The 20,585-nt window shown below is 61.3% G+C and carries 23 protein-coding genes; 9 read left to right on the top strand and 14 right to left on the bottom strand.

All coding sequences use genetic code 11. From position 1 onward, the window contains the following. Nucleotides 1-32: 32 nt before the first annotated feature. The 7 genes from EFR00_RS05135 (at nt 33) to EFR00_RS05105 (ending at nt 6,634) form a co-directional block, all read left to right on the top strand. Nucleotides 33-464 carry a GNAT family N-acetyltransferase gene (locus tag EFR00_RS05135; protein WP_245345023.1) on the top strand — a complete coding sequence of 144 codons (432 nt, stop codon included), beginning with the start codon at nt 33-35 and terminating at the stop codon, nt 462-464. Between the two features lie 131 nt (nt 465-595). Further along, nucleotides 596-2,107, top strand: coding sequence for a helicase HerA domain-containing protein (locus tag EFR00_RS05130; protein WP_077989229.1), 1,512 nt, complete (start codon nt 596-598; stop codon nt 2,105-2,107). Nucleotides 2,108-2,332: 225 nt separating this feature from the next. Then, nucleotides 2,333-2,950, top strand: a complete 618-nt coding sequence (gene rpsD / locus EFR00_RS05125) for a 30S ribosomal protein S4 (RefSeq protein ID WP_009994534.1) — start codon at nt 2,333-2,335, stop codon at nt 2,948-2,950. Between the two features lie 72 nt (nt 2,951-3,022). Next, nucleotides 3,023-3,952 carry a glutaminase gene (locus EFR00_RS05120; RefSeq protein ID WP_038689233.1) on the top strand — a complete coding sequence of 310 codons (930 nt, stop codon included), beginning with the start codon at nt 3,023-3,025 and terminating at the stop codon, nt 3,950-3,952. 87 nt (nt 3,953-4,039) lie between these two features. Further along, nucleotides 4,040-4,909 carry a tRNA 2-thiocytidine(32) synthetase TtcA gene (ttcA, locus tag EFR00_RS05115; protein WP_077989228.1) on the top strand — a complete coding sequence of 290 codons (870 nt, stop codon included), beginning with the start codon at nt 4,040-4,042 and terminating at the stop codon, nt 4,907-4,909. A 49-nt stretch (nt 4,910-4,958) separates the two neighbouring features. After that, the gene (locus tag EFR00_RS05110; protein WP_077989227.1) at nt 4,959-5,786 is read left to right on the top strand and encodes an inositol monophosphatase family protein; all 828 of its coding nucleotides are present in this window, start codon (nt 4,959-4,961) and stop codon (nt 5,784-5,786) included. 23 nt (nt 5,787-5,809) lie between these two features. Next, nucleotides 5,810-6,634, top strand: a complete 825-nt coding sequence (locus EFR00_RS05105; RefSeq protein WP_077989226.1) for an inositol monophosphatase family protein — start codon at nt 5,810-5,812, stop codon at nt 6,632-6,634. 95 nt (nt 6,635-6,729) lie between these two features. On the opposite strand, the gene EFR00_RS05100 is transcribed toward EFR00_RS05105, so the two are convergent. The 5 genes from EFR00_RS05100 to EFR00_RS05080 form a co-directional block, all read right to left on the bottom strand. Continuing rightward, nucleotides 6,730-7,206, bottom strand: coding sequence for a GNAT family N-acetyltransferase (locus EFR00_RS05100; RefSeq protein WP_009985787.1), 477 nt, complete (start codon nt 7,204-7,206; stop codon nt 6,730-6,732). A 38-nt stretch (nt 7,207-7,244) separates the two neighbouring features. Further along, entirely contained in the window at nt 7,245-8,522 is a 1,278-nt protein-coding gene (locus EFR00_RS05095; RefSeq protein WP_039619983.1) for a multidrug effflux MFS transporter, read from the bottom strand. 35 nt (nt 8,523-8,557) lie between these two features. Further along, nucleotides 8,558-9,763 (bottom strand): multidrug effflux MFS transporter, encoded by a 1,206-nt coding sequence (locus tag EFR00_RS05090; RefSeq protein ID WP_077989225.1) that lies wholly within the window; start codon nt 9,761-9,763, stop codon nt 8,558-8,560. A 137-nt stretch (nt 9,764-9,900) separates the two neighbouring features. After that, nucleotides 9,901-10,236, bottom strand: a complete 336-nt coding sequence (gene grxD, locus EFR00_RS05085; RefSeq protein ID WP_009994514.1) for a Grx4 family monothiol glutaredoxin — start codon at nt 10,234-10,236, stop codon at nt 9,901-9,903. A 227-nt stretch (nt 10,237-10,463) separates the two neighbouring features. Beyond that, on the bottom strand, nt 10,464-10,694 hold the full coding sequence (locus tag EFR00_RS05080) for a hypothetical protein (RefSeq protein WP_009994515.1): 231 nt from the start codon (nt 10,692-10,694) through the stop codon (nt 10,464-10,466). Between the two features lie 165 nt (nt 10,695-10,859). Between EFR00_RS05080 and EFR00_RS05075 the strand changes: the two genes are divergently transcribed. Beyond that, nucleotides 10,860-12,077 carry a hypothetical protein gene (locus tag EFR00_RS05075; RefSeq protein WP_077989224.1) on the top strand — a complete coding sequence of 406 codons (1,218 nt, stop codon included), beginning with the start codon at nt 10,860-10,862 and terminating at the stop codon, nt 12,075-12,077. 372 nt (nt 12,078-12,449) lie between these two features. Here EFR00_RS05075 and EFR00_RS05070 read toward each other — a convergent pair whose 3' ends face one another. The 4 genes from EFR00_RS05070 to EFR00_RS05055 form a co-directional block, all read right to left on the bottom strand. Beyond that, complete coding sequence (locus EFR00_RS05070) at nt 12,450-12,683, bottom strand: BolA/IbaG family iron-sulfur metabolism protein (protein WP_004676237.1); 234 nt, start codon at nt 12,681-12,683, stop codon at nt 12,450-12,452. 19 nt (nt 12,684-12,702) lie between these two features. Continuing rightward, nucleotides 12,703-14,934 carry a phosphoribosylformylglycinamidine synthase subunit PurL gene (gene purL, locus EFR00_RS05065; protein ID WP_077989223.1) on the bottom strand — a complete coding sequence of 744 codons (2,232 nt, stop codon included), beginning with the start codon at nt 14,932-14,934 and terminating at the stop codon, nt 12,703-12,705. Between the two features lie 171 nt (nt 14,935-15,105). Further along, nucleotides 15,106-15,678 (bottom strand): acyloxyacyl hydrolase, encoded by a 573-nt coding sequence (locus EFR00_RS05060; RefSeq protein WP_077989222.1) that lies wholly within the window; start codon nt 15,676-15,678, stop codon nt 15,106-15,108. A 122-nt stretch (nt 15,679-15,800) separates the two neighbouring features. After that, nucleotides 15,801-17,219, bottom strand: a complete 1,419-nt coding sequence (locus tag EFR00_RS05055) for an aminotransferase-like domain-containing protein (RefSeq protein WP_077989221.1) — start codon at nt 17,217-17,219, stop codon at nt 15,801-15,803. A gap of 81 nt (nt 17,220-17,300) precedes the next feature. Between EFR00_RS05055 and EFR00_RS05050 the strand changes: the two genes are divergently transcribed. Further along, nucleotides 17,301-17,558: a DUF1127 domain-containing protein gene (locus EFR00_RS05050; RefSeq protein WP_010060226.1), complete on the top strand. Its 258-nt coding sequence runs from the start codon at nt 17,301-17,303 to the stop codon at nt 17,556-17,558. 27 nt (nt 17,559-17,585) lie between these two features. On the opposite strand, the gene EFR00_RS05045 is transcribed toward EFR00_RS05050, so the two are convergent. The 5 genes from EFR00_RS05045 to purC form a co-directional block, all read right to left on the bottom strand. Further along, the gene (locus tag EFR00_RS05045; protein ID WP_038689213.1) at nt 17,586-17,978 is read right to left on the bottom strand and encodes a hypothetical protein; all 393 of its coding nucleotides are present in this window, start codon (nt 17,976-17,978) and stop codon (nt 17,586-17,588) included. 82 nt (nt 17,979-18,060) lie between these two features. Next, a complete protein-coding gene (gene purQ / locus EFR00_RS05040; RefSeq protein ID WP_077989220.1) occupies nt 18,061-18,732 on the bottom strand; it encodes a phosphoribosylformylglycinamidine synthase subunit PurQ in 672 nt (223 codons plus the stop codon). Next, the gene (locus EFR00_RS05035; RefSeq protein ID WP_077989219.1) at nt 18,729-19,283 is read right to left on the bottom strand and encodes an RNA 2'-phosphotransferase; all 555 of its coding nucleotides are present in this window, start codon (nt 19,281-19,283) and stop codon (nt 18,729-18,731) included. Before EFR00_RS05035 ends, purQ begins: the two co-directional genes overlap by 4 nt. A gap of 41 nt (nt 19,284-19,324) precedes the next feature. After that, entirely contained in the window at nt 19,325-19,570 is a 246-nt protein-coding gene (purS, locus tag EFR00_RS05030; protein ID WP_038689209.1) for a phosphoribosylformylglycinamidine synthase subunit PurS, read from the bottom strand. A gap of 15 nt (nt 19,571-19,585) precedes the next feature. Next, nucleotides 19,586-20,350, bottom strand: a complete 765-nt coding sequence (gene purC / locus EFR00_RS05025) for a phosphoribosylaminoimidazolesuccinocarboxamide synthase (protein ID WP_004676256.1) — start codon at nt 20,348-20,350, stop codon at nt 19,586-19,588. Between the last annotated feature and the right edge of the window lie 235 nt (nt 20,351-20,585).

Genomic DNA, 20,585 nt, shown 5'->3' with positions numbered 1-20,585 from the left:
AACGGCATGACCAAGAGGGATTCGATTGCGGCGTGGACGCATTGAATACCTACCTGAGACGCTTCGCCAATCAGGATATTAAGCGTGGTCTGACACGCGTCTATGTTCTATGTGACGAGGCGCGAATTGCCGGCTATTTCTCGCTGAGCGCTCATTCGGTTTCCCGTCAAGATCTTCCACCAAAGATCCAGGCGGGACCCTATGAGGAATTGCCGTTCCTGATACTGGGCCGGCTTGCCGTCGATCGTGAATATCAGGGCCGAGGCCTCGGAGACGCATTGATCGTTCATGCCTTCGCGATAACGCGATCAGCCGCGGGCCAGATCGGAATTCTAGGCATGATCGTTGATGCCAAAGACGAGCGTGCGGCAGACTTCTACCAGCGCTTCGGTTTTCGGCGGCTTTCCGGCGCGGCGCTTCGTCTCGTGCTGCCGATAACGGCGATGGATCGGCTTCTCGATTGAGGCCGGGAATTGTCCTGTGGGTTGGCGAAATCCGGCCCTGAAAATCAGCAGATTCTTTGATAGACGGGGCGATGCCGTTTCGGAAGAATGGCGCTTCGTTCATGTGAGTCTTTTCGTCGCGAGGATCGGCATTGCAGGTTGGTATCGATATGGGATTGGCGTCCGGCAGCCCGGCGACGCTCGATATCGAGGAGCTGCTGGCAACGCGTCTGCTCGTGCAGGGCAATTCCGGATCGGGGAAATCGCATCTGTTGCGCCGTCTGCTCGAGCAATCCGCGCAATGGGTGCAGCAGGTCATCATCGATCCTGAGGGTGATTTCGTCACCCTCAGCGACAGGTTCGGCCATATCGTCGTCGATGGCGAGCGCACCGAGGCGGAGCTGGCGGGCATCGCCAACCGTATCCGCCAGCATCGGGTGTCCTGCGTGCTGACGCTTGAAGGCCTCGATATCGAGCAGCAGATGCGTGCCGCTGCCGCCTTCCTCAACGGCATGTTCGATGCCGATCGGGAATATTGGTATCCGGTTCTCGTCGTCGTCGACGAGGCGCAGATGTTTGCGCCTTCGGTGGGCGGCGATGTCTCGGAAGATGCGCGCAAGATGTCGCTCGGGGCGATGACCAATCTGATGTGCCGCGGCCGCAAGCGCGGGCTTGCCGGGGTGATCGCCACCCAGCGGCTTGCCAAACTCGCCAAGAACGTCGCGGCCGAGGCCTCGAACTTCCTGATGGGCCGCACCTTCCTCGATATCGACATGGCGCGTGCAGCCGACCTTCTCGGCATGGACCGGCGCCAGGCCGAGATGTTTCGCGACCTGAAGCGCGGCAATTTCGTCGCTCTGGGGCCGGCATTGTCGCGCCGGCCGTTGCCGATCCAGATCGGCGCGGTGGAAACCTCGGCGCGGTCCTCCAGCCCAAAGCTCATGCCGCTGCCGGATGCGCCGCAGGATGTCGAGGACCTGATCTTCACACCCGATCCGGAGGAATTCCAACGTCCGCTCGTGCGCCGCGTGCCGCCGGCGCCGCGGCCGACCACCGACATTTTGGCGGAGCTCTCGCGCTCGACGCCGGCGGCATCCCCAGCGCCGGTCGAGCCGCGGGCGAGCCAGCCGGAGATCTCCGCCGAGGAGCGGGAAGAGCGCCTTGCCGGCGTTCTTGCCGAGATACTCGACGATCCCACCTCAGCCTTCCGCACCGATTCCGTGCTCTATCAGGATTTTCTCGTACGGCTGCGCATGCGCCGCGTGCCGGGACCGCCGATCGCACTGCCGGATTTCCGCAGGCGCGTGGCGATTTCCCGTTCCGGCGTCGATGCCGCGACAGCGGCGAGCGATGAGTGGGCGACGGCGCTGTCGCTGTCGTCAGGCGTCACGGATGACCTGCAGGGTGTTTTCCTGATGCTCGCCAAGGCCGCCGTCTGCGGCGAGCCGTGCCCGTCCGACGCCCGCATCGCTCGGGCCTACGGCACCCATTCGGCGCGGCGCGCCCGCCGTCTGCTCGGCTATTTCGAGGAGCAGGGGATTGTCGTCGTGCACACGGACTTCTCCGGCAAACGTATCGTGGCTTTCCCCGACATGAATTGCCAGACCGCACCGGGTGATGCCAATGCGCCGGATACAGGCGATCAGCCGCTCGCTGCGGAATAGTGGCGCTTTCGGGTGTCGGCGCAGTTGACATTTTCATGAGGGGCCTCTAAAGACCGCGCCAAGCACCGGGCAGCAATGTCCGGTGTTTCATTTGACATGTCCCGTGGATCGTTTCTGTTCGCGTAACCGAAACATCCTGTCAGCTCTCGAAAGAGATCAGAGGAGGGCGTGTTTCCTTCGTGCGGTTTGGTAACAAGCCGCCATAAACCTTTGAAAGGAAATACGATGAGCAAGCGCGAATCGTCCAAGTACAAAATTGACCGCCGTATGGGCGAAAACATCTGGGGCCGTCCGAAGTCCCCGGTGAACCGCCGCGAATACGGTCCGGGCCAGCACGGCCAGCGCCGCAAGGGCAAGCTTTCGGACTTCGGTGTGCAGCTGCGCGCCAAGCAGAAGCTCAAGGGCTATTATGGCGACCTGCGCGAGAAGCAGTTCCGCGCGATCTTCGCTGAAGCTTCCCGTCGCAAGGGTGACACCTCCGAAAACCTGATCGGTCTTCTGGAATCCCGCCTAGACGCGATCGTCTATCGCGCCAAGTTCGTTCCGACGGTCTTTGCTGCCCGTCAGTTCGTCAACCATGGTCACGTCACCGTCAACGGTGTGCGCGTCAACATCGGTTCCTATCGCTGCAAGGCCGGCGACGTCATCGAAGTTCGTGAAAAGTCGAAGCAGCTGGTGACCGTTCTGGAAGCTGTCAGCCTCGCCGAACGCGACGTTCCCGACTATATCGAAGTCGATCACAACAAGATGGTCGCCACTTACGGCCGCGTTCCGACGCTCAGCGACGTTCCGTTCCCGGTTGTCATGGAACCGCATCTGGTCGTCGAATTCTATTCGCGTTAAGAAGAACCAGGCGTTTTCGCTTATGGAAAAGCCGCTCTTTCGGGCGGCTTTTTTGTTATCCGGAGAGAAGCGATGGCGGATCTGCAGGCGATCCTCGACAGTATCTATACCGATATTCTGCCCCGGGTCGGCGAGGGCAAGGTCGCCGACTATATTCCCGAGCTCGCCAAGATCGATCCACGGCAGTTCGGCATGACGATCGTCACCGTCGACGGCAAGGTCTATCGTGTCGGCGATGCCGATATCGCCTTCTCGATCCAGAGCATTTCTAAGGTCTTCATGCTGACCTTGGCGCTCGGCAAGGTCGGCGAAAGTCTATGGAAGCGCGTCGGGCGCGAACCGTCGGGATCGGCCTTCAACTCGATCGTCCAGCTCGAGCATGAGAGCGGCATCCCGCGCAATCCTTTCATCAATGCCGGCGCGATCGCCGTCACCGACGTCGTCATGGCCGGGCATGCGCCGCGCGAGGCGATCGGCGAGTTGCTGCGCTTCGTGCGTTATCTCGCCGACGACGAGTCGATCACCATCGATGACAAGGTGGCGCGCTCGGAAACGCAGACGGGATATCGCAACGTCGCGCTTGCCAACTTCATGCGCGCCTACCGCAATCTCGACCATCCGGTCGAACACGTGCTCGGCGTCTATTTCCATCAATGCGCCCTGTCTATGAACTGTGAGCAGCTGGCTCGCGCTGGGCTGTTCCTGGCTGCGCGTGGCAGCAATCCGATGACCGGCCATTCGGTGGTCTCGCCGAAGCGGGCACGGCGCATCAATGCACTGATGTTGACCTGCGGCCATTACGACGGCTCGGGCGATTTCGCCTATCACGTGGGTCTGCCCGGCAAGAGCGGTGTCGGCGGCGGCATCTTCGCTGTTGCGCCGGGCATTGCATCGATCGCAGTCTGGTCGCCCGGGTTGAACAAGGTCGGCAATTCGCAGCTCGGCGCCGTGGCGCTGGAGATGCTGGCGGCGCGCACCGGCTGGTCGGTGTTCGGTGATTGATGCTGTGTTGGCCGGCGACTTTCTGCTAAAGGCAGCTTGATAAGACGGGCTCGCAATTCAAGCCTGCAATCTTGATTGGACGAAGCAATGAATATCGCAGCCAACATCGCCGACGAAATGGAGAGTGGCGAGGCCGATACCAGCGGCCACGCGCTGTTTGCCGACGCGCCGCGCTCGGTCTCCTTCAACAAGCTGCGCAAGCGGCTGCTCAGGCAGGTGCGCCAGGCCTTCGACGATTTCGATATGCTGAAGGGGCAGAAGCGCTGGCTGATCGGCCTTTCCGGCGGCAAAGATTCCTACGGCCTGCTGGCGCTGCTGCTCGATCTCAAATGGCGCGGGCTGCTGCCGGTCGAACTGATCGCCTGCAATCTCGACCAGGGCCAGCCAAACTTTCCCAAACATGTTCTGCCGGATTACCTGACGAGGATCGGCGTCCGGCACCGGATCGAATATCGCGATACCTATTCGATCGTGAAGGCAAAGGTGCCGGAAGGGGCGACCTACTGCTCGCTCTGTTCGCGGCTGCGGCGCGGCAATCTCTACCGTATCGCGCGGGAGGAGGGCTGTGATGCACTGGTGCTCGGCCATCACCGTGAGGACATTCTCGAGACCTTTTTCATGAATTTCTTCCATGGCGGGCGGCTGGCCTCGATGCCGGCGAAGCTTCTGAACGACGAGGGTGACCTGATGGTGCTGCGGCCGCTTGCCTATGCGGCCGAAGACGACCTCGCCAAGTTCGCTGCCGCTATGCAGTTTCCGATCATCCCGTGCGATCTCTGTGGCTCGCAGGACGGGCTGCAGCGCAATGCGATGAAGGACATGCTCGCCGATATCGAAAGGCGGATGCCGGGGCGAAAAGACACGATGCTGCGGGCGCTTGCGCATGTGAATCCCTCGCATCTGCTTGATCCGAAGCTCTTCGACTTTTCCGGCTTGACAGTCGCCGACCCTTCGTGAAAGGCCGGCTGCGGGGAGGCTGGTCGTTGCATGAAGGACAGGATTTCGCATGAGCATTTCAGATAAGGATATTCTCTTTCTTGGCGATAGCGTCAGGGAGGCGGCACGCGCCGAAATCATGCCGCGTTTCCGCAATCTCGGCGCTGCCGATGTTTCGGAAAAGACCTCAGCGACCGATCTGGTGACGCAGGCGGACGTGCTCGCCGAACATAGGATTACCGCGGCGCTGAAAGAGCGTTTTCCCACAGCCCTCGTTGTCGGCGAGGAGGCCTATGACGCCGATCGGTCCGTCGTTCCTGCCCTTGCCGACGCCGAGCTCGCCTTCGTCATCGATCCTGTCGATGGCACCTTCAATTTCGCCGCCGGGCTTCCCGTCTTCGGGACCATGCTGGCGGTCACCGTCAGGGGCGAGATGGTCGCCGGCATCATACATGATCCGGTCCTTGGCGACACGGTGACGACGATCAAGGGAGCGGGCGCCTTCCTGACGCGACAGGACGGGCAATCGAGCAGGCTCAAGGTGGCGGAGCCCGCCGCCCTGAATCAGATGGTCGGCGGCATCTCCTGGGGCCATATGGACGACCCGGATCGCTCGCGCATCTGCTCCAACCTGGCGAAGATCAGGATGACCTTCGCTTTCAACTGCTCGGCCTACGAATACTGGATGGTCGCCTCCGGCAAGCTGCATTTCATCGGTCATGCGAAACTGATGCCCTGGGATCACCTGGCCGGAGTGCTTGCGCATCAGGAAGCCGGCGGCCATACCGCGAAATTCGACGGCACGCCCTATCGGCCCGGCGAGACGACGGGCGGCATCATCTCCGCACCCGACAGGGAAAGCTGGCAGCTGATCCGCCGCGAAATCATCGGCATATGATTTGACACGCGAAAGGATTTGACATGACTGCGACTGTCGATGTGACCGCTCTTGCCGATCTCTTGCGCCGGGCGGCGAAGGCGGAGATTCTGCCACGCTTCCGCCGGCTTGGTCGGGATGACGTACGCGCCAAGAGCGAGGCAACCGATCTCGTCACCGAGGCCGACGAGCAGGCTGAGCGGATGATCAAGGCGGAAGCCGAACGGCTTTGGCCCGGCGCGCTGTTCGTCGGTGAAGAAACGGTCGCGGCCGAGCCGGCGCTGCTTGGCAGGCTGGCAGACGCGGATCTCGCCATCGTGGTCGATCCGGTCGACGGCACGTTCAATTTCGCCGCCGGCATTCCGGCCTTCGGCGTCATGGCCTCCGTCATATCAGGCGGAGAGACGGTTGCCGGCATCATTTACGATCCGATGGGCGACGATTGGGTGATGGCGGAAAAGGGGGGCGGCGCCTGGCTGCGGCGGCCGGACGGCGAAGCGCGGCGGCTGCGTGCCGCCGAGCCTGTCGCGCTCGACCAGATGGTCGGCATGGCCTCCACCGGCTACCTGCCGCAGGAGAAGCGGGCCGAGATCCTCGGCAATCTCGCCAAGGTGCGCTTCCTCACCAACTATCGCTGCGCGGCCCATGAATACCGCACCCTTGCGGGCGGCCATGTGCATTACCTCATGTACAACAAGCTGATGCCCTGGGATCACCTCGCCGGCACGCTCATTTCCCAGGAGGCCGGCGCCCATGCCGCCCGTTTCGACGGTTCTTCCTATCTGCCACACCATCTCGACGGCGGGCTGCTGATTGCCCCCGACAAGGCCTCGTGGGAGGTGCTGCGCCGTGAGGTGGTTACCGTTTGAACGCATGAAAACCGGCCGCAGAACACTGTTTTGCGGCCGTAGCCTTCGACGGGGAATGCCGGCTTCGTTCGACGACGCGGATCGGCGGTTCGACCCTACTTCGCGTAGAGCTTTTCCATCAGAAAATTTTCCAGGCTTTGCCCGCGTTTCTCGACGGTTTGCCCGGTTATCACGCGGAAACCCCTGCGCTCGAAAAACGGCCGGGCGGTTCGGCTCGCCTCCGTATAGATTCGGGTGAATCCGAGGTTCAGAGCTTCCTTCTCGACCCTGCTCAACAGGCGGCTTGCGATACCGAGCCCCTGAAATTCAGGGTGCACAAACATCATGTCCAGGCATCCGTCATCGGTCAGGTCGGAAATCCCCACCGGCGCTCCATCGATTTCCGCGATCCAGCCAGGTCTGCTTATCCGGCGCTGCGCCCATAGCCTGCGATCTTCCACCTTTGCCCAAGCCTCGATCTGAGCGGGCAAATAGTCTTTCGATGAAACCTCCCGAATGGCGCGCAGAAAAATCTCGATCGTCGCGTCTGCATCGCTTGGCGCGTAAGGCCTGATCAGAATTCGGTCGTCCATCGAATATGCCTGTCGCGCTGACGCCAATGATTTCGATGTCAGAAATGCGCTGCACCCGGATCCAGCTGCGGGCTGTCTCCGGGATGGGTGAAGAGCTTGCCGTTCTCGGCCCAGAGGGTGGCTGCGATCGTCACCAGGCCGAAGAGCGCGAAGCCGCCGAAGAGAGGCTGCACCGTGCCATTGAACATCTGGCCGACCAGGCCGCCGAGGATGGCGCCTGCCGTCGTCGAGACGAAGCCGGTGATGGCGGTCGCCGTCCCGGCGAGATTGCCCATCGGCTCAAGACTGATGGCGGTGAAATTGGTGGCGATCACGGCAAACATCATCAGCACGATGGTGAAGATGCCGTAGGCTGTGGCGAAATCCGCCTTGCCGGCCAGAGCAATGAGAAAGCCTGCTGCCGACAGTGCCGTGAAGATCAGCAGCGCGGCATGCGAAATGCGGCGCATGCCGAATTTGCGGACGAAGAAGCCGTTGGCGAAATTAGCCACCGCGATGCCGCCGGCGGTAGCCGCAAAGGCGATCGGCAGCCAATCGCCGAGGCCGTAAACTTCGCCGAAGACCTGCTGCACCGAGATCACGTAGGCGCTGATGACGCCGGTAAACATGGTGAGACCGATCATGTAGCCTGAGGTGATGCGGTTCGTGAGCACGGTCTTGAAGCCGTCGGTGACCGAGCTGACTGACAGCGGCAGGCGCTCTTCCGGCGGCAGCGATTCCTTCAGCCGCAGAAGAGCCCAGAGGAACAGGATGGTGGCGACGGCGCCGAGCAGGATAAAGATCCAGTGCCAGTCGGTATATAGGATGATGAGCTGGCCCACCGATGGGGCGACGATCGGCACGATCATGAAGACGATCATGACATAGGACATGACGCGGGCCATTTCGCGGCCGCCGAAACAGTCGCGGACGATGGCCATGGTGGTGATGCGTACGGCTGCACCGCCGACGCCCTGAACGAAACGCATCAGGAGCAGCATTTCGAAACTGCCGGTGGCTGCGGCGGCAAACATTCCAATTATGTAACAAACCAGGCCGCCGAGCAGGATGTTGCGGCGGCCGAACGTATCGGAAAGGCTGCCGAAGAATATCTGCGAGACGCCGAAGCCCAAGAAGAACACGCCGATGATCAGCTGGGCGTCATTGGTATTGGTGACGCCGAGGGAATGGCCGATATTGGGCAATGCCGGCAGCATGCTGTCGATGGCCATGGCGATGCTGGCCGTCATGATCGCAATGGTGACGACGAACTCGCCGAAACCCATGCCGATGCGGCGGGAGCCCTGGTTTTCCTGGTGCGGTTTATGCGGCGTCATGTGGTGAAATCCCGGATGCAGACGAGGCCGGCCGTTCAGACGGCCGGGTTCTGCTGTTGGAAGAGGCGGCCCTTTTCGGCGATCAGCACGAAGATCAGCCCGACAATCGAGACGATGAAATAACCGGCGACCATCGGCAGGGCAGTGCCGTCGAAGGCCTGGCCGATGCCGGCGCCGATCAAGGCGCCGCCGACCGTGCTCATGAAGCCGAGCACGGAGGAGGCGGTGCCGGCGACATGGCCGAGCGGCTCCATGGCGAGCGAGTTGAAGTTCGAGCCGATCCAGCCGAACTGGAACATGGCCAGGCCGAAAAAGCTGATGAACAGGGCGAAGGGCATCGGCTCGGAACTCGCCATCTGGACGATGAGCCAAATGGTGTTGATGGCGATGAAGCCGATGAGGGAGCCATGCGACAGGCGACGCATGCCGAGCTTGCCGACGAATCGCGAGTTGAAGAAGGACGACAACGACATGAAGATCGCCACGCCGGCAAAGGCGAAGGGGAAATAGACGCCGAGATCATAAATGCCGACATAGACCTGTTGGGCGGAATTGATAAAGCCGAACAGTGCGCCGAAAATGAAGGTACTGGCGATGGTGTAGCAGAGCGCGACGCGATTGGTCAGCACCAGCTTGAAGGCGCCGAAGATCGAACGGGCGGTGAAGGGGCGGACATTCTGCGGATGCAGGGTTTCCGGCAGGCGGATGTAAGCCCAGACGGCGATACCGGTCGCCATGGCGGCAATAAAGAGGAAGATCAGGTGCCAGTTGCCGAAGAACATGACGATCTGGCCGGCGCCGGGCGCGATCACCGGCACGATCATGAAGACCATCATGATCAGCGACATCACTTCGGCCATCTGCCGGCCGCCATAGATATCGCGGACAATGGAGACGGTGATGACGCGGGTTGCGGCCGAACCAACGCCCTGCAGGAAGCGCAGGGCGAGCAACCCGGCAAAAGAGGGGACGAAAACGATACTGATGGCGGAGAGAATGTAGATGACGAGACCGATCAACAGCGGCGTGCGGCGGCCGAAGCGGTCGGAGAGCGGCCCGTAGAACAGCTGAGCGCAGCCGAAACCGAGCAGATAGGTAGAGACGACGAATTGTCGATGATTTTCGCTCTCGACGCCGAGGCTCGCCCCGATCTGCTGCAGCGCCGGCAGCATGATATCGATCGCCAGAGAGTTGACGGCCATCAGAAACGCGGCGAGCGCGATGAATTCACGCTTGCCCATGGGCAGGCGGCCCGCGGACACGGCTTGCGATGAATCTGTCACAATGAAATTCCCATAAACAGGCCAAGGCGCTGCTCAACGCAGCGCCTCGGACTCGAGAAACAGATTTGGAAACCGGGCGGACGTCCGGTGACCGGTCAGGCGGCGCCGCGAACGGTGACGCCGTTTTCCTGGAGATGCTGTTGCAGTTCACCGGCCTGGAACATTTCCCGGACGATGTCGCAGCCGCCGATGAACTCGCCCTTTACGTAAAGCTGCGGGATCGTCGGCCAGTTGGAATAATCCTTGATGCCCTGGCGGATCTCAGAATCGGCGAGCACGTTGATGCCCTTGTAGTCGACGCCGATGTAATCGAGAATCTGCACGACCTGGCCGGAGAAACCGCACTGCGGAAACTGCGGCGTGCCCTTCATGAAGAGGACGACGTCGTTGCTCTTGATTTCGTTGTCGATGAATTCGTGAATGCCGCTCATGGGACCTGATCCTTTCAACGGGCGGGTTAAAGGCCCACCGTTTCAATCGTTGTCCTTAGATAGCATGTGACAGCAGGAATTCCAGACGCCTAAACCAAAAAAAGACCAATCTGGTCAGGCCACTTCGGCGATGTTGCTATCACGTTACGGTTGTCGGGCTAGATGGGCCTGCATCCGGTCAATTCCGACGTCGCCGAGGGTCGGGGTTCAGCGGTCGGATAGTTGCGTCAGCTGCGGCGTTGGCGGCTGCGACCGGCGGCTGTGCGTCGCTTGCTGACCTGTTTGCGGGCGGGTTTGCGCTTGGCGGAGGTCGTCTTTCGGGCGGCAGCAGTTGTCGCAGCGGGGCGCGTCTTACGCCTCCTGCGCTTCGTCGTGATGCGGCCGCTGGTTTTCTTCAGGATTTCCTTCAATACGCTGTCGACAACGCCTGATATCAGTTCTTTGACAAGATCGGCCACAAAACCCCTCCGCTCACGGTGGAAACGACATGGCGGCTATTGAATTCCTGATGACTTCGGTTAGCAAGACGCCTTCGAGATCATACCTGCTTTTTCGCCGAGATCGGCGGCACAGCAGCCGGATCGCACGAACATGCCGGCCATTCGCCCGGCCGAAAGAGCGGAATGAGATTGATAAAAAAGCGGGTCGTCCTGCATTTTCCGGGCTTCGAGCCGCTTGACGGCGCTGCCCACCGGGCGCGCTACGAGCGCTCAGCCAGGCAGAGTTCCGCCGTTTGGGGCTACTCGCTCGAGGTCGGGACGCCGGACGGCGGCAGCGATCCCCTCAGTTTCGAGGTTACGACCAGCGGCGAGGTGCCCGGGGCAGCCGAGATGGCGCCCGGGGCAGCCGGTTCGGCGCCCGGGGAAGACCCTGCTCCTGCCACTTGGCAGACGAAGAGCCGAATCCACATGGTCGATCACGACATGTTCGTGCGCAGGCTGCGCAGTGGCAATACGCTGAGCCAGATCGCTGCAGGTTTTCGCAGCTGCGCCCAGATCATGCTCGAAGGCGGCATGCGGCGATATTTCCGTCATGCCTGGCGCTTCGGCCTGTTCTTCCTCTTTCCATTTCTGCTGACGGGGCTGGCGATTGCGCTGACGGCGCTGATCGCTGTCGCGCCCTATCGTCTCGGTTTTTCGCTATGGCACATGCTGTGGAGCGGGCCGCTGGCGCTCTGCTTCTTCATCTTCGCTTTCCTGCCGTTTTCCGAACGCTTCCATACGCTGCATCTCTTTGCCGATTGGGCAATGGCGGTGGCGCTCGGCCGCATGCACCGTGCCGATTTCAACGACTGGCTGGAAGACCGGGCCACCGCGGTGCGCAAGGCGCTTGAGGAGGAGGCGGATGAATATGTGATCTCCTCGCACAGCATGGGATCGAATGTGGCGGCCCATGTCATCGGCATCTTGCTGGAAAGGGAGCCGGAGATCTTCAAGGGCAAACGTGTGGTATTTGCAACCCTCGGCAGCGCCATTCTGCAATGCGCGCTGCTATCGTCTGCGAGCCTGCTGCGCGCCCGTGTCGGTCTGATCGCCCGCTGTCCCGAGATCTCTTGGCTCGATGTGCAGTGCCTGACGGATTCGATCAATTTCTACAAAGTGCCGGTTGTCACCGTCTGCGGTCATGCGGAGGCGCCCCCGGCGAAGATGCTCCTGATCCGCGTCAAGCAGATGCTGGCGCGCGAACATTACCGCAAGATCCGCAAGGATCAGCTGCGCGTCCATCGGCAATATGTATTGGGGCCGGATCTCAAGGCGCCCTTCGACTTCACGCTGATGACATCAGGACCGATGCCGGCTTCGGTGTTTGCTTATCCGGAGCAGGACAGGTTGCCGGCTTGAAGGCCCGAGTACCTCGTTAGCGATGGACGTATGGCGTTTACGTCGAGTGCGTTGGTGGCTTCTTTTTGGGCACTCGACTTAATTCCAGCCGGCAGGGTGCCGGGATCAATGGGCGTTCACCACAGCCCCGAACCCACCCTCCGTCATGCTCGGCCTTGAGCCGAGCATCCACACCGCATCCATCAGCAGCAGTCGCATGGATCCCAGGCTCAGGGCCTGGGATGACGGAGAGCGTGGTTGGTGTTCTCGCCAAACTCGCTGTCAGTGTACAAAGACAAATCACAGCATTGCTTCATAGGCCGGCACAGATTCGCCCTCTCTTACCACCTGTGCTCGTCACAGGAATGTGGAGAGGGTGGGCTACCGCAAATGTCAATCAGGCGCCGAGGTCTGCAGTGCGAGCGCGTGCAATACGCCACCCATATTGCCCTTCAGCGCCTCGTAGACCATCTGGTGCTGCTGCACGCGGCTCTTGCCGCGGAAGGCTTCGGCGACGACTTCGGCGGCGTAGTGATCGCCGTCGCCCGCCAGATCGCGGATCGTCACCTTGGCACCGGGAATCCCAGCCTTGATCATGTCTTCAATATCGCCGGGTTTCATGGCCATGATCGTTACTCCTTGCGCATTATTCCGCGGCGAGTTCGCCGCGGCCTTCCATGAAATCAGGGAACCACGATTCATGGGTATCGCGCAATTGCTGAATCGGCAGCGCAATGAGATCGCCGACGACGAGCGCATCGCCACCGACCGTGCCGAGGCGGCGGAAAGGGACGCCGGCGCCTTCCGCATTGGCGCAGACGAAATCCGCCACATCGGCCGGCACCGTCAGCACATAACGCGCCTGATCTTCGCCGAAGAGCAGCGCATGCGGCGCACCCTTGCATTCGCCGAGATCGATCGTCAGCCCCTTGCCGGATGCCATGACCATTTCAGCCAGTGCGACGGCAAGGCCGCCCGAGGAAATGTCGTGGCAGGCGGTTGCCTGATCGTTGCGGATGACGGAGCGGACAAAATCGCCGTTGCGGCGTTCGGCGAAGAGATCCACTTCGGGGGCGGGACCTTCGCGGCTGTCGAGCACATCCCTGAGATAGACGGACTGGCCGAGATGGCTGCCGTCGAGGCCGATCATGATCACCTTGTCGCCGGCGTTGGCGCTGCCGATGCGAACCATCTTCCGCCAGTCCGGCAGCAGGCCGACGCCTGCAATCGTCGGCGTCGGCAGGATGGCGACGCCGTTGGTCTCGTTGTAAAGCGAGACGTTTCCCGACACGATCGGGAAGTCGAGCGCGCGGCAGGCCTCGCCGATGCCCTTCACCGCCTGAACGAACTGGCCCATGATCTCCGGCTTTTCGGGATTGCCGAAGTTGAGATTGTCGGTGGCGGCGAGCGGTTCGGCGCCCGTCGCGGTGATGTTTCGCCAGCATTCGGCGACCGCCTGCTTGCCGCCTTCGAAGGGATCGGCCTCGACATAACGCGGCGTCACGTCGGAAGAGAAGGCAAGCGCTTTGCCCTTATGGCCGTCGACGCGCACGACGCCGGCGTCGCCGCCCGGAAGCTGCAGCGAATTGCCCTGGATCAGCGTGTCATATTGCTCATAGACCCAGCGTCGGCTCGACTGGTTGGCCGAGCCGACGAGCTGCAGCAGCGCCTGGCCGTAATTCTTCGGTGCGGCGACGAGGTTGGCGGGCAGGGGGGCAGGCTTGCCGGATTCGCGCCAGGGGCGATCATATTCCGGCGCCTGATCGCCGAGATCCTTGATCGGCAGATTGGCGACTTCTTCGCCCTGGTGCACGACGCGGAAGCGCAGGTCGTCGGTCGTCTTGCCGACGATGGCGAAATCGAGGCCCCATTTGACGAAGATCGCCTTGGCCTGCTCTTCCTTCTCCGGCTGCAGCACCATGAGCATGCGCTCCTGGCTTTCCGACAGCATCATCTCATAGGCGGTCATCCGCTCTTCGCGCACCGGCACCTTGTCGAGCTCGAGCAGGATGCCGAGATCGCCCTTGGCGCCCATTTCGACGGCCGAGCAGGTGAGGCCGGCAGCACCCATGTCCTGGATGGCGATGACGGCGCCGGTCTGCATCAGTTCCAGGCAGGCTTCGAGCAGGCACTTTTCGGTGAAGGGGTCGCCGACCTGAACGGTCGGGCGCTTTTCCTCGATCGATTCGTCGAATTCGGCCGACGCCATGGTGGCGCCGCCGACGCCGTCGCGGCCGGTCTTGGCGCCGAGATAGACGACCGGAAGGCCGACGCCCTTGGCTTCGGATAGGAAGATGGCGTTGGATTTGGCAATGCCGGCGGCAAAGGCGTTGACGAGGATGTTGCCGTTGTAGCGGGCGTCGAACTCGACCTCGCCGCCGACCGTCGGCACGCCGAAGGAATTGCCGTAGCCGCCGACGCCGGAAACGACGCCGGAAACGAGGTGGCGGGTCTTCGGATGATCCGGCTCGCCGAAGCGCAGGGCGTTCATCGCGGCGATCGGGCGCGCACCCATGGTGAAGACGTCGCGCAGGATGCCGCCGACACCGGTCGCAGCACCCTGGTAGGGTTCGATGTAGGAGGGGTGGTTGTGGCTCTCCATCTTGAAGACGACGCAGTCGCCGTCATCGATATCAACCACGCCGGCATTTTCGCCTGGCCCCTGGATGACGCGCGGCCCTTTGGTCGGCAGCGTGCGCAGCCATCTCTTCGAGGATTTGTAGGAGCAATGCTCGTTCCACATGGCCGAGAAGATGCCGAGCTCGGTGAAGGTCGGTTCGCGGCCGATCAAATCCAGGATGCGCTGGTACTCGTCCGGCTTCAGGCCATGGCCCGCGATGAGTTCCGGCGTGATCGGGATGGTGTTTGGAATGGTCATGAGCGGAAAGTCCCTGGCGCGTTTTGCGCTGTCTTTAGCTTAAGTAGCGGCGGCGCGCGACAGAAAAAAGCCTGCCGTCAACACAGTGAACTGACTCCCGAAAGTTGGACACCCAACTTCGGGGGCAGTTCACAGGGGCAGGCAGGCTTTTTTCATGAAGGCGGCAATTGCTCAGAACTTGTAGCCGATCTGGATGCCGGCGCGCGTCATGCCGTCGTTCGGGCCGTCGCAGAGATTGGCATGCGAGGAGTGGGCAATCTGGGCCATTACGTTCCAATGCGGGGTGAAACGATAGCCGGCGCCGGCATATTCGTGGAAGAGGACGCGGCAGCCGAGGTCCGGGCCGTCATCATTGTTGTCCAGGTCGCCGGTGTGGATGACGCCGCCGAAGCCGGCTTCGGCAAAGAGCTTCTCGTTGAGATCGACAGTCCAGGTGAAGCCGGTGAAGAATTGGGTGGCTTCACCCGCGGTGCCGATCGAGGTGCCGAGATGGACACGGGGACGCAGCAACTGTTGCTGCCAGCCGACGGCCTGCTCGTATCCGAAAGGGTCGAAGAGAGCGGTGATTTCGGGAAAGACGCCATCTTCCCGGGAATGTCCCGATTGCAGCGAGGTCGAGACCCCGAAACGCAGTTCATCAAATATCTGCTCGCCGGCGGATGCCGAGCCTGCGGTGCCGGCTACCGCTGCGAATAACGCCGTGGTCAAAAAACGCAACACGATGCTTCCGAAGTCCGCACTCATTTGCTGTCCCTTGATTCGCGTCAGGCGAGAATATCGAAGAGGTAGCATGCAGATTGAGTCGGTAAACGGCTGCGAATAGCCCCAGGCATTTTTTGTAGATTATGACGTGTATTTGCAACAGGTCAGATTTCACCATCATAGGCGGATCCGCCATTTTCCAGCAGCCGGCGCAAGATCATCAGGCCGGAGGTCAGTTCCTGCCCTGTCTTTGGCGAGGAAAAACCAATGCGGACTCGATGATAGGATTTCTCCCCGCGGGCTGCCTTGAACTCGTCCTCGTCGTCGACGAGCACACCATCCCGGAAAGCGGCATTCTTGAAGGTGCCCGACATCCAGGGCTCCGGCAATTTCAGCCAGAGGAAGGGCGCATGCGGGTGTGACGCAAAATCGAAGCCCTGCAGCTGCTCGCGAACGAGTCGGACACGCCGGGAGAGTTCCTCGACGCTCTGCTTGCGGATCTCGTGGGCAGTGCCGCTTTCGACGAGGCGTGCGCAGGTCTCGGCCAGAATGAAGGGTAGGCCGCCGGTGATCATCTTATGCGTCACCCGGATGCGCTGGGCAAAATGCGGCGGGCAGGCGACCCAGCCGCCGCGTACGCCGGCGGCGACCGATTTCGACAGCCCGTTGACCAGGAAGGTGCGATCGGGGGCAAGTGAGGCGAGCAGTGGCGTATCATCGTCGGACATGCCGCCGTAGAGATCATCTTCGATCAGCCAGACGCTGTGTTTCCTGGCGATCGCGGCGATTGCCGCGCGCCGCTCGAGGGGCATGATCGTCACCGTCGGATTGTGAACGGTCGGCATCAGGAAGGCGATCTTTGGATGTTGTTGCTGGCAGAGCCGCTCGAAATCGTCCGGGATCACTCCTTGTTCGTCTGAATCGACCGTCAGCGTGCGGCGTCCGAGAAGGCGGGCGCTGCGGCTGACCTGCGTATAGGTGAGATCCTCAAAGACGATCTTGTCGCCCGGCGCCGAGACGGCGGCGATGGCTGCAACCGCCGCCGCATGAGCGCCGAGCGTCGGCACTATGTTTTCGACATCCGGCGTCCAGCCGCTGCGGGCAAGCCAGAGACGACCGGATTCGAACCAGTTGCGCGGAAACGTGCGGGAATAGGACGAAATCTCGGCGAGATGCTGTTCGCCGATCTCGGCTAGGATGCCGGATATGATCTTGCCCTGGCCGAGATCTGGTGCGGCCGTGGTATCGAAGCGGATTTTGTCGGCAGGCGCGTCCTGGACGCGGGTGCCACTGAGCGAGACAGTCAGCGGGTCGGTCTGTTCGCCGGGCTGCGTCTCGGAGCGGTTCAGCACATAGGTGCCGCGCCCGACCTCGCCGGCGACCAGGCCGCGCTCATGCACCAGCGCATAGGCGCGGCCGATCGTGCCGATGGTCACGCCGATATCATAGGCGAGGTTGCGTTGCGGCGGCAATTTGCTGCCGGCGGGTAGGGCGCCGCTCGCGATGGCGGATTCAATGCTGTCGGCAAGCCGGAGATAGACCGGCCCGGAACCGCGGGAAAGATCAGGAAGCCAATTTGTCATGGTGACAATTGTATATATTGGCACATTGTATCGGTCAAGCGTATGAGTCAATTCCAGTGGCAAACCGAGAGGATTTCTGGAATGTCTGCCTTGCCTGAGATCAAAATGCCAATTGTACCGATCGTCTCTTATGAAGATAGGAGGCAGGTCGTCCTTCCCGCGGCGCCTCCTGAGGTGACGACGCGTTTGGGGCGGATTTGGACCGCAATTCTTCTCTGGCATCAGAAGCGGGAAGGCCGGCGGGCGCTGAGAGGCCTGACGACGAGCGAGCTCAAGGATATCGGCGTGTCGCAGTCCGAAGCCGCACGCGAAGTCGGCAAGTCGTTCTTCTGGGACTGAATGCGTTATCGGGATCGCCGGCTGCGATCAGCTGCAGGCTTTGTTGCCGCCCGACCAGCGATTGACGTCGGCGACGATGCGGTCGGCGACCGGTTCCGACATCATCGGACCGAAGGCCTGGAGACGCGACGGGCTTCCCTCGGCCTGAACGACAAGCAGCGGCCGGCTTTCCGGGCTGCCCTTGTGGACGAGCAGGATGCGGGGCCGTCCGGTGAAGGAGTTGAGCTCCGGGGCGAGTTTATAGGCTGCAAAAGCGGGGTCACCTGACTTGAACCAGCATGCACTGGCGCCGAGCGCCACGCGTTCCATCGTCGGCAGCGCGGCGCGGTTGGGGCCTGTCGTCGGCGCCGGCGTCTGGCAGGCTGCGAGCATGGCTGCGAGAGCGGTCAACAAAGCGGGGTTTGCGAGGCGATGGCGCATCGATCTTGCTCCGATCCAGACGGAATTTTCGTGTGCATGCCGTTGCCCAAGACCGCGCGCGCTTTTAGGCAACGAGCAGGGCTCAGGCGGCGATGACGTCGAGCGCCGAGGCGAAAAGGCCGCGGCCGTCCGAACCGCCATGGGCGGCTTCGATCAGGTTTTCCGGATGCGGCATCATGCCGAGCACGTTGCCCTTTTCGTTCATGACCGCGGCGATATCGTTGAGCGAGCCGTTGGGGTTGGTGCCTTCGGCATAACGGAAGACAACCTGGCCATTGCCTTCGATTTTCGCCAGCGTGGCTTCGTCGGCGAAATAATTGCCGTCATGATGGGCAACGGGGCACCGGATGACCTGGCCTTGCGCGTAGGCGCGGGTGAAATCCGTCTCGGCATTGACCACTTCAAGCTTGATCTCGCGGCAGACGAATTTCAGCGAGGCATTTCGCATCAGCGCGCCGGGCAGCAGGCCTGCCTCGACGAGGATCTGGAAGCCGTTGCAGACGCCGAGCACTTTCACGCCCTTTGCAGCCTTGTCGATGATCGCCTGCATGACCGGCATGCGGGCGGCGATCGCGCCGCAACGCAGGTAGTCGCCATAGGAGAAGCCGCCGGGAATGACGATCAGGTCGACTTCAGGGATTTCGGCTTCCGTCTGCCAGATCGTCATCGGCTCGCGGCCGGAGATCTTGGTCAGGGCTGCGATCATGTCGCGGTCGCGGTTAAGGCCCGGAAGTTGAACGACAGCTGATTTCATGGGGTCCCTGCGTCTGGCGAAATATATTGAACTGGAACGCTTTCGGTGAGCCATACTCCATTGTCGGAGACAAAGAAAGAATGACCCGCGGAAAACATAGCGGCCGCGTCGACGCGCAGGATGACATATTCGCCCTTGCGGCGCATCGCCACGATTTTCGCCGTTTTGACATCGGCCGACAGATGCACGTGGTGGCGCTGCATCTTCTTCAAGCCCTCGCGCTCAATCGAGTGCCAGGCAATCGCGGAGGTGCCGTGGAAAAGAGCTGCAGGCGGTTCGACCGCAGTCAGCGCGAGATCGACGTCGACGCTGTGACCCTGGTTCGCGCGAATTCTGTTGTCGGCCAGCGTGAAGCGCTTCTTCGGATTGTTTTCGACAATCTCGATAATGTCGGCGCGGGAAACGTCATATTTCGACGCCACCGCTTGTTCGAGCGCCTCGAACGACACCCAGCCCTCCGGATCGAGTGTCAAGCCTGCGGCCTCCGGCGCATGACGCAAAACATAGCTCATATATTTGGAGACTTCCGTCTCCAGCTTTGCTTTCGTCATGACGCTAAATCCTCAAAATCTACCGGCAGGCAGGTCTGTGATCATCCGTCGATCGCGATCGCGTAGTTCTCGATCACCGTATTGGCGAGAAGTTTTTCGCACATCGCCTTGAGGTCGGCCTCGGCCTTCGCCTTGTCGGCGCCCTCGAGCTCCAGGTCGAAGACCTTGCCCTGTCTGATGTGGCCGACGCCCGAGAAGCCGAGGGCGCCGAGCGCGCCTTCGATGGCCTTGCCCTGCGGATCGAGAACGCCGTTTTTCAGCGTGACGGTGACACGAGCCTTGATCACTTTGTCTATCCTGCCTTACTTGACGAGAACCGGGCCGGTGCCGCGCACAGGCTCGTTTTCATTGATGATGCCGAGACGGCGTGCGACTTCGGAATAGGCTTCGAGCAAGCCGCCGAGATCGCGGCGGAAGCGGTCCTTGTCCATCTTTTCGCGGGTTTCGATATCCCAGAGCCGGCAGCTGTCCGGCGAGATCTCGTCGGCGAGGATGATGCGCATCATATCGCCTTCGAAGAGGCGGCCGCATTCGATCTTGAAATCGACGAGCTGGATGCCGACGCCGAGGAAAAGACCGGTCATGAAATCGTTGACGCGGATGGCAAGCGCCATGATGTCGTCGAGTTCGGCCGGATTGGCCCAGCCGAAGGCGGTGATGTGCTCTTCCGAGACCATCGGATCGTCCAGCGCATCGGATTTGTAATAGAATTCGATGATCGAACGCGGCAGCACGACGCCTTCTTCGATGCCGAGGCGCTTGGCCAGCGAACCGGCGGCGACGTTGCGCACGACGATCTCAAGCGGGATCATCTCCACTTCCTTGATCAACTGCTCGCGCATATTGAGCCGGCGGATGAAATGAGTGGGGATGCCGATTTTGTTCAGATGGCTGAAGATATATTCGGAAATGCGGTTGTTGAGGACGCCCTTGCCGTCGATGACCTCATGTTTCTTCTTGTTGAAGGCGGTGGCATCGTCCTTGAAAAACTGGATCAAGGTGCCCGGTTCCGGACCCTCATACAGAATCTTTGCCTTGCCCTCGTAGATACGGCGGCGACGGTTCATCGTGGTCATTCTCTGTTGTTGGCGCTCTTGGGATGGCGCGAGTGGATCGATCTCGTGGCGTCCCCTTAAAGGAAAAGAGTGAGTTTCACAATCCGCCTGTCGCTCCTTCCCCCGTTTCGGGATTTCCGGTCCCGGTTTCCGGATTTTACGGAATACCGCCAAGAGAATCGAATGAATTTGCAGGACGAGCCTAGCGCCTTTTCCTATAGGGTGGAATGAAGGCGAAATGGCGGGC

It is taken from the genome of Rhizobium sophoriradicis, from assembly GCF_003939025.1.
Classification (GTDB): Bacteria; Pseudomonadota; Alphaproteobacteria; order Rhizobiales; family Rhizobiaceae; genus Rhizobium; species Rhizobium sophoriradicis.
The sequence above is the reverse complement of the archived record's forward strand: the minus strand, read 5'-3'. Positions and strand labels throughout refer to the sequence as shown.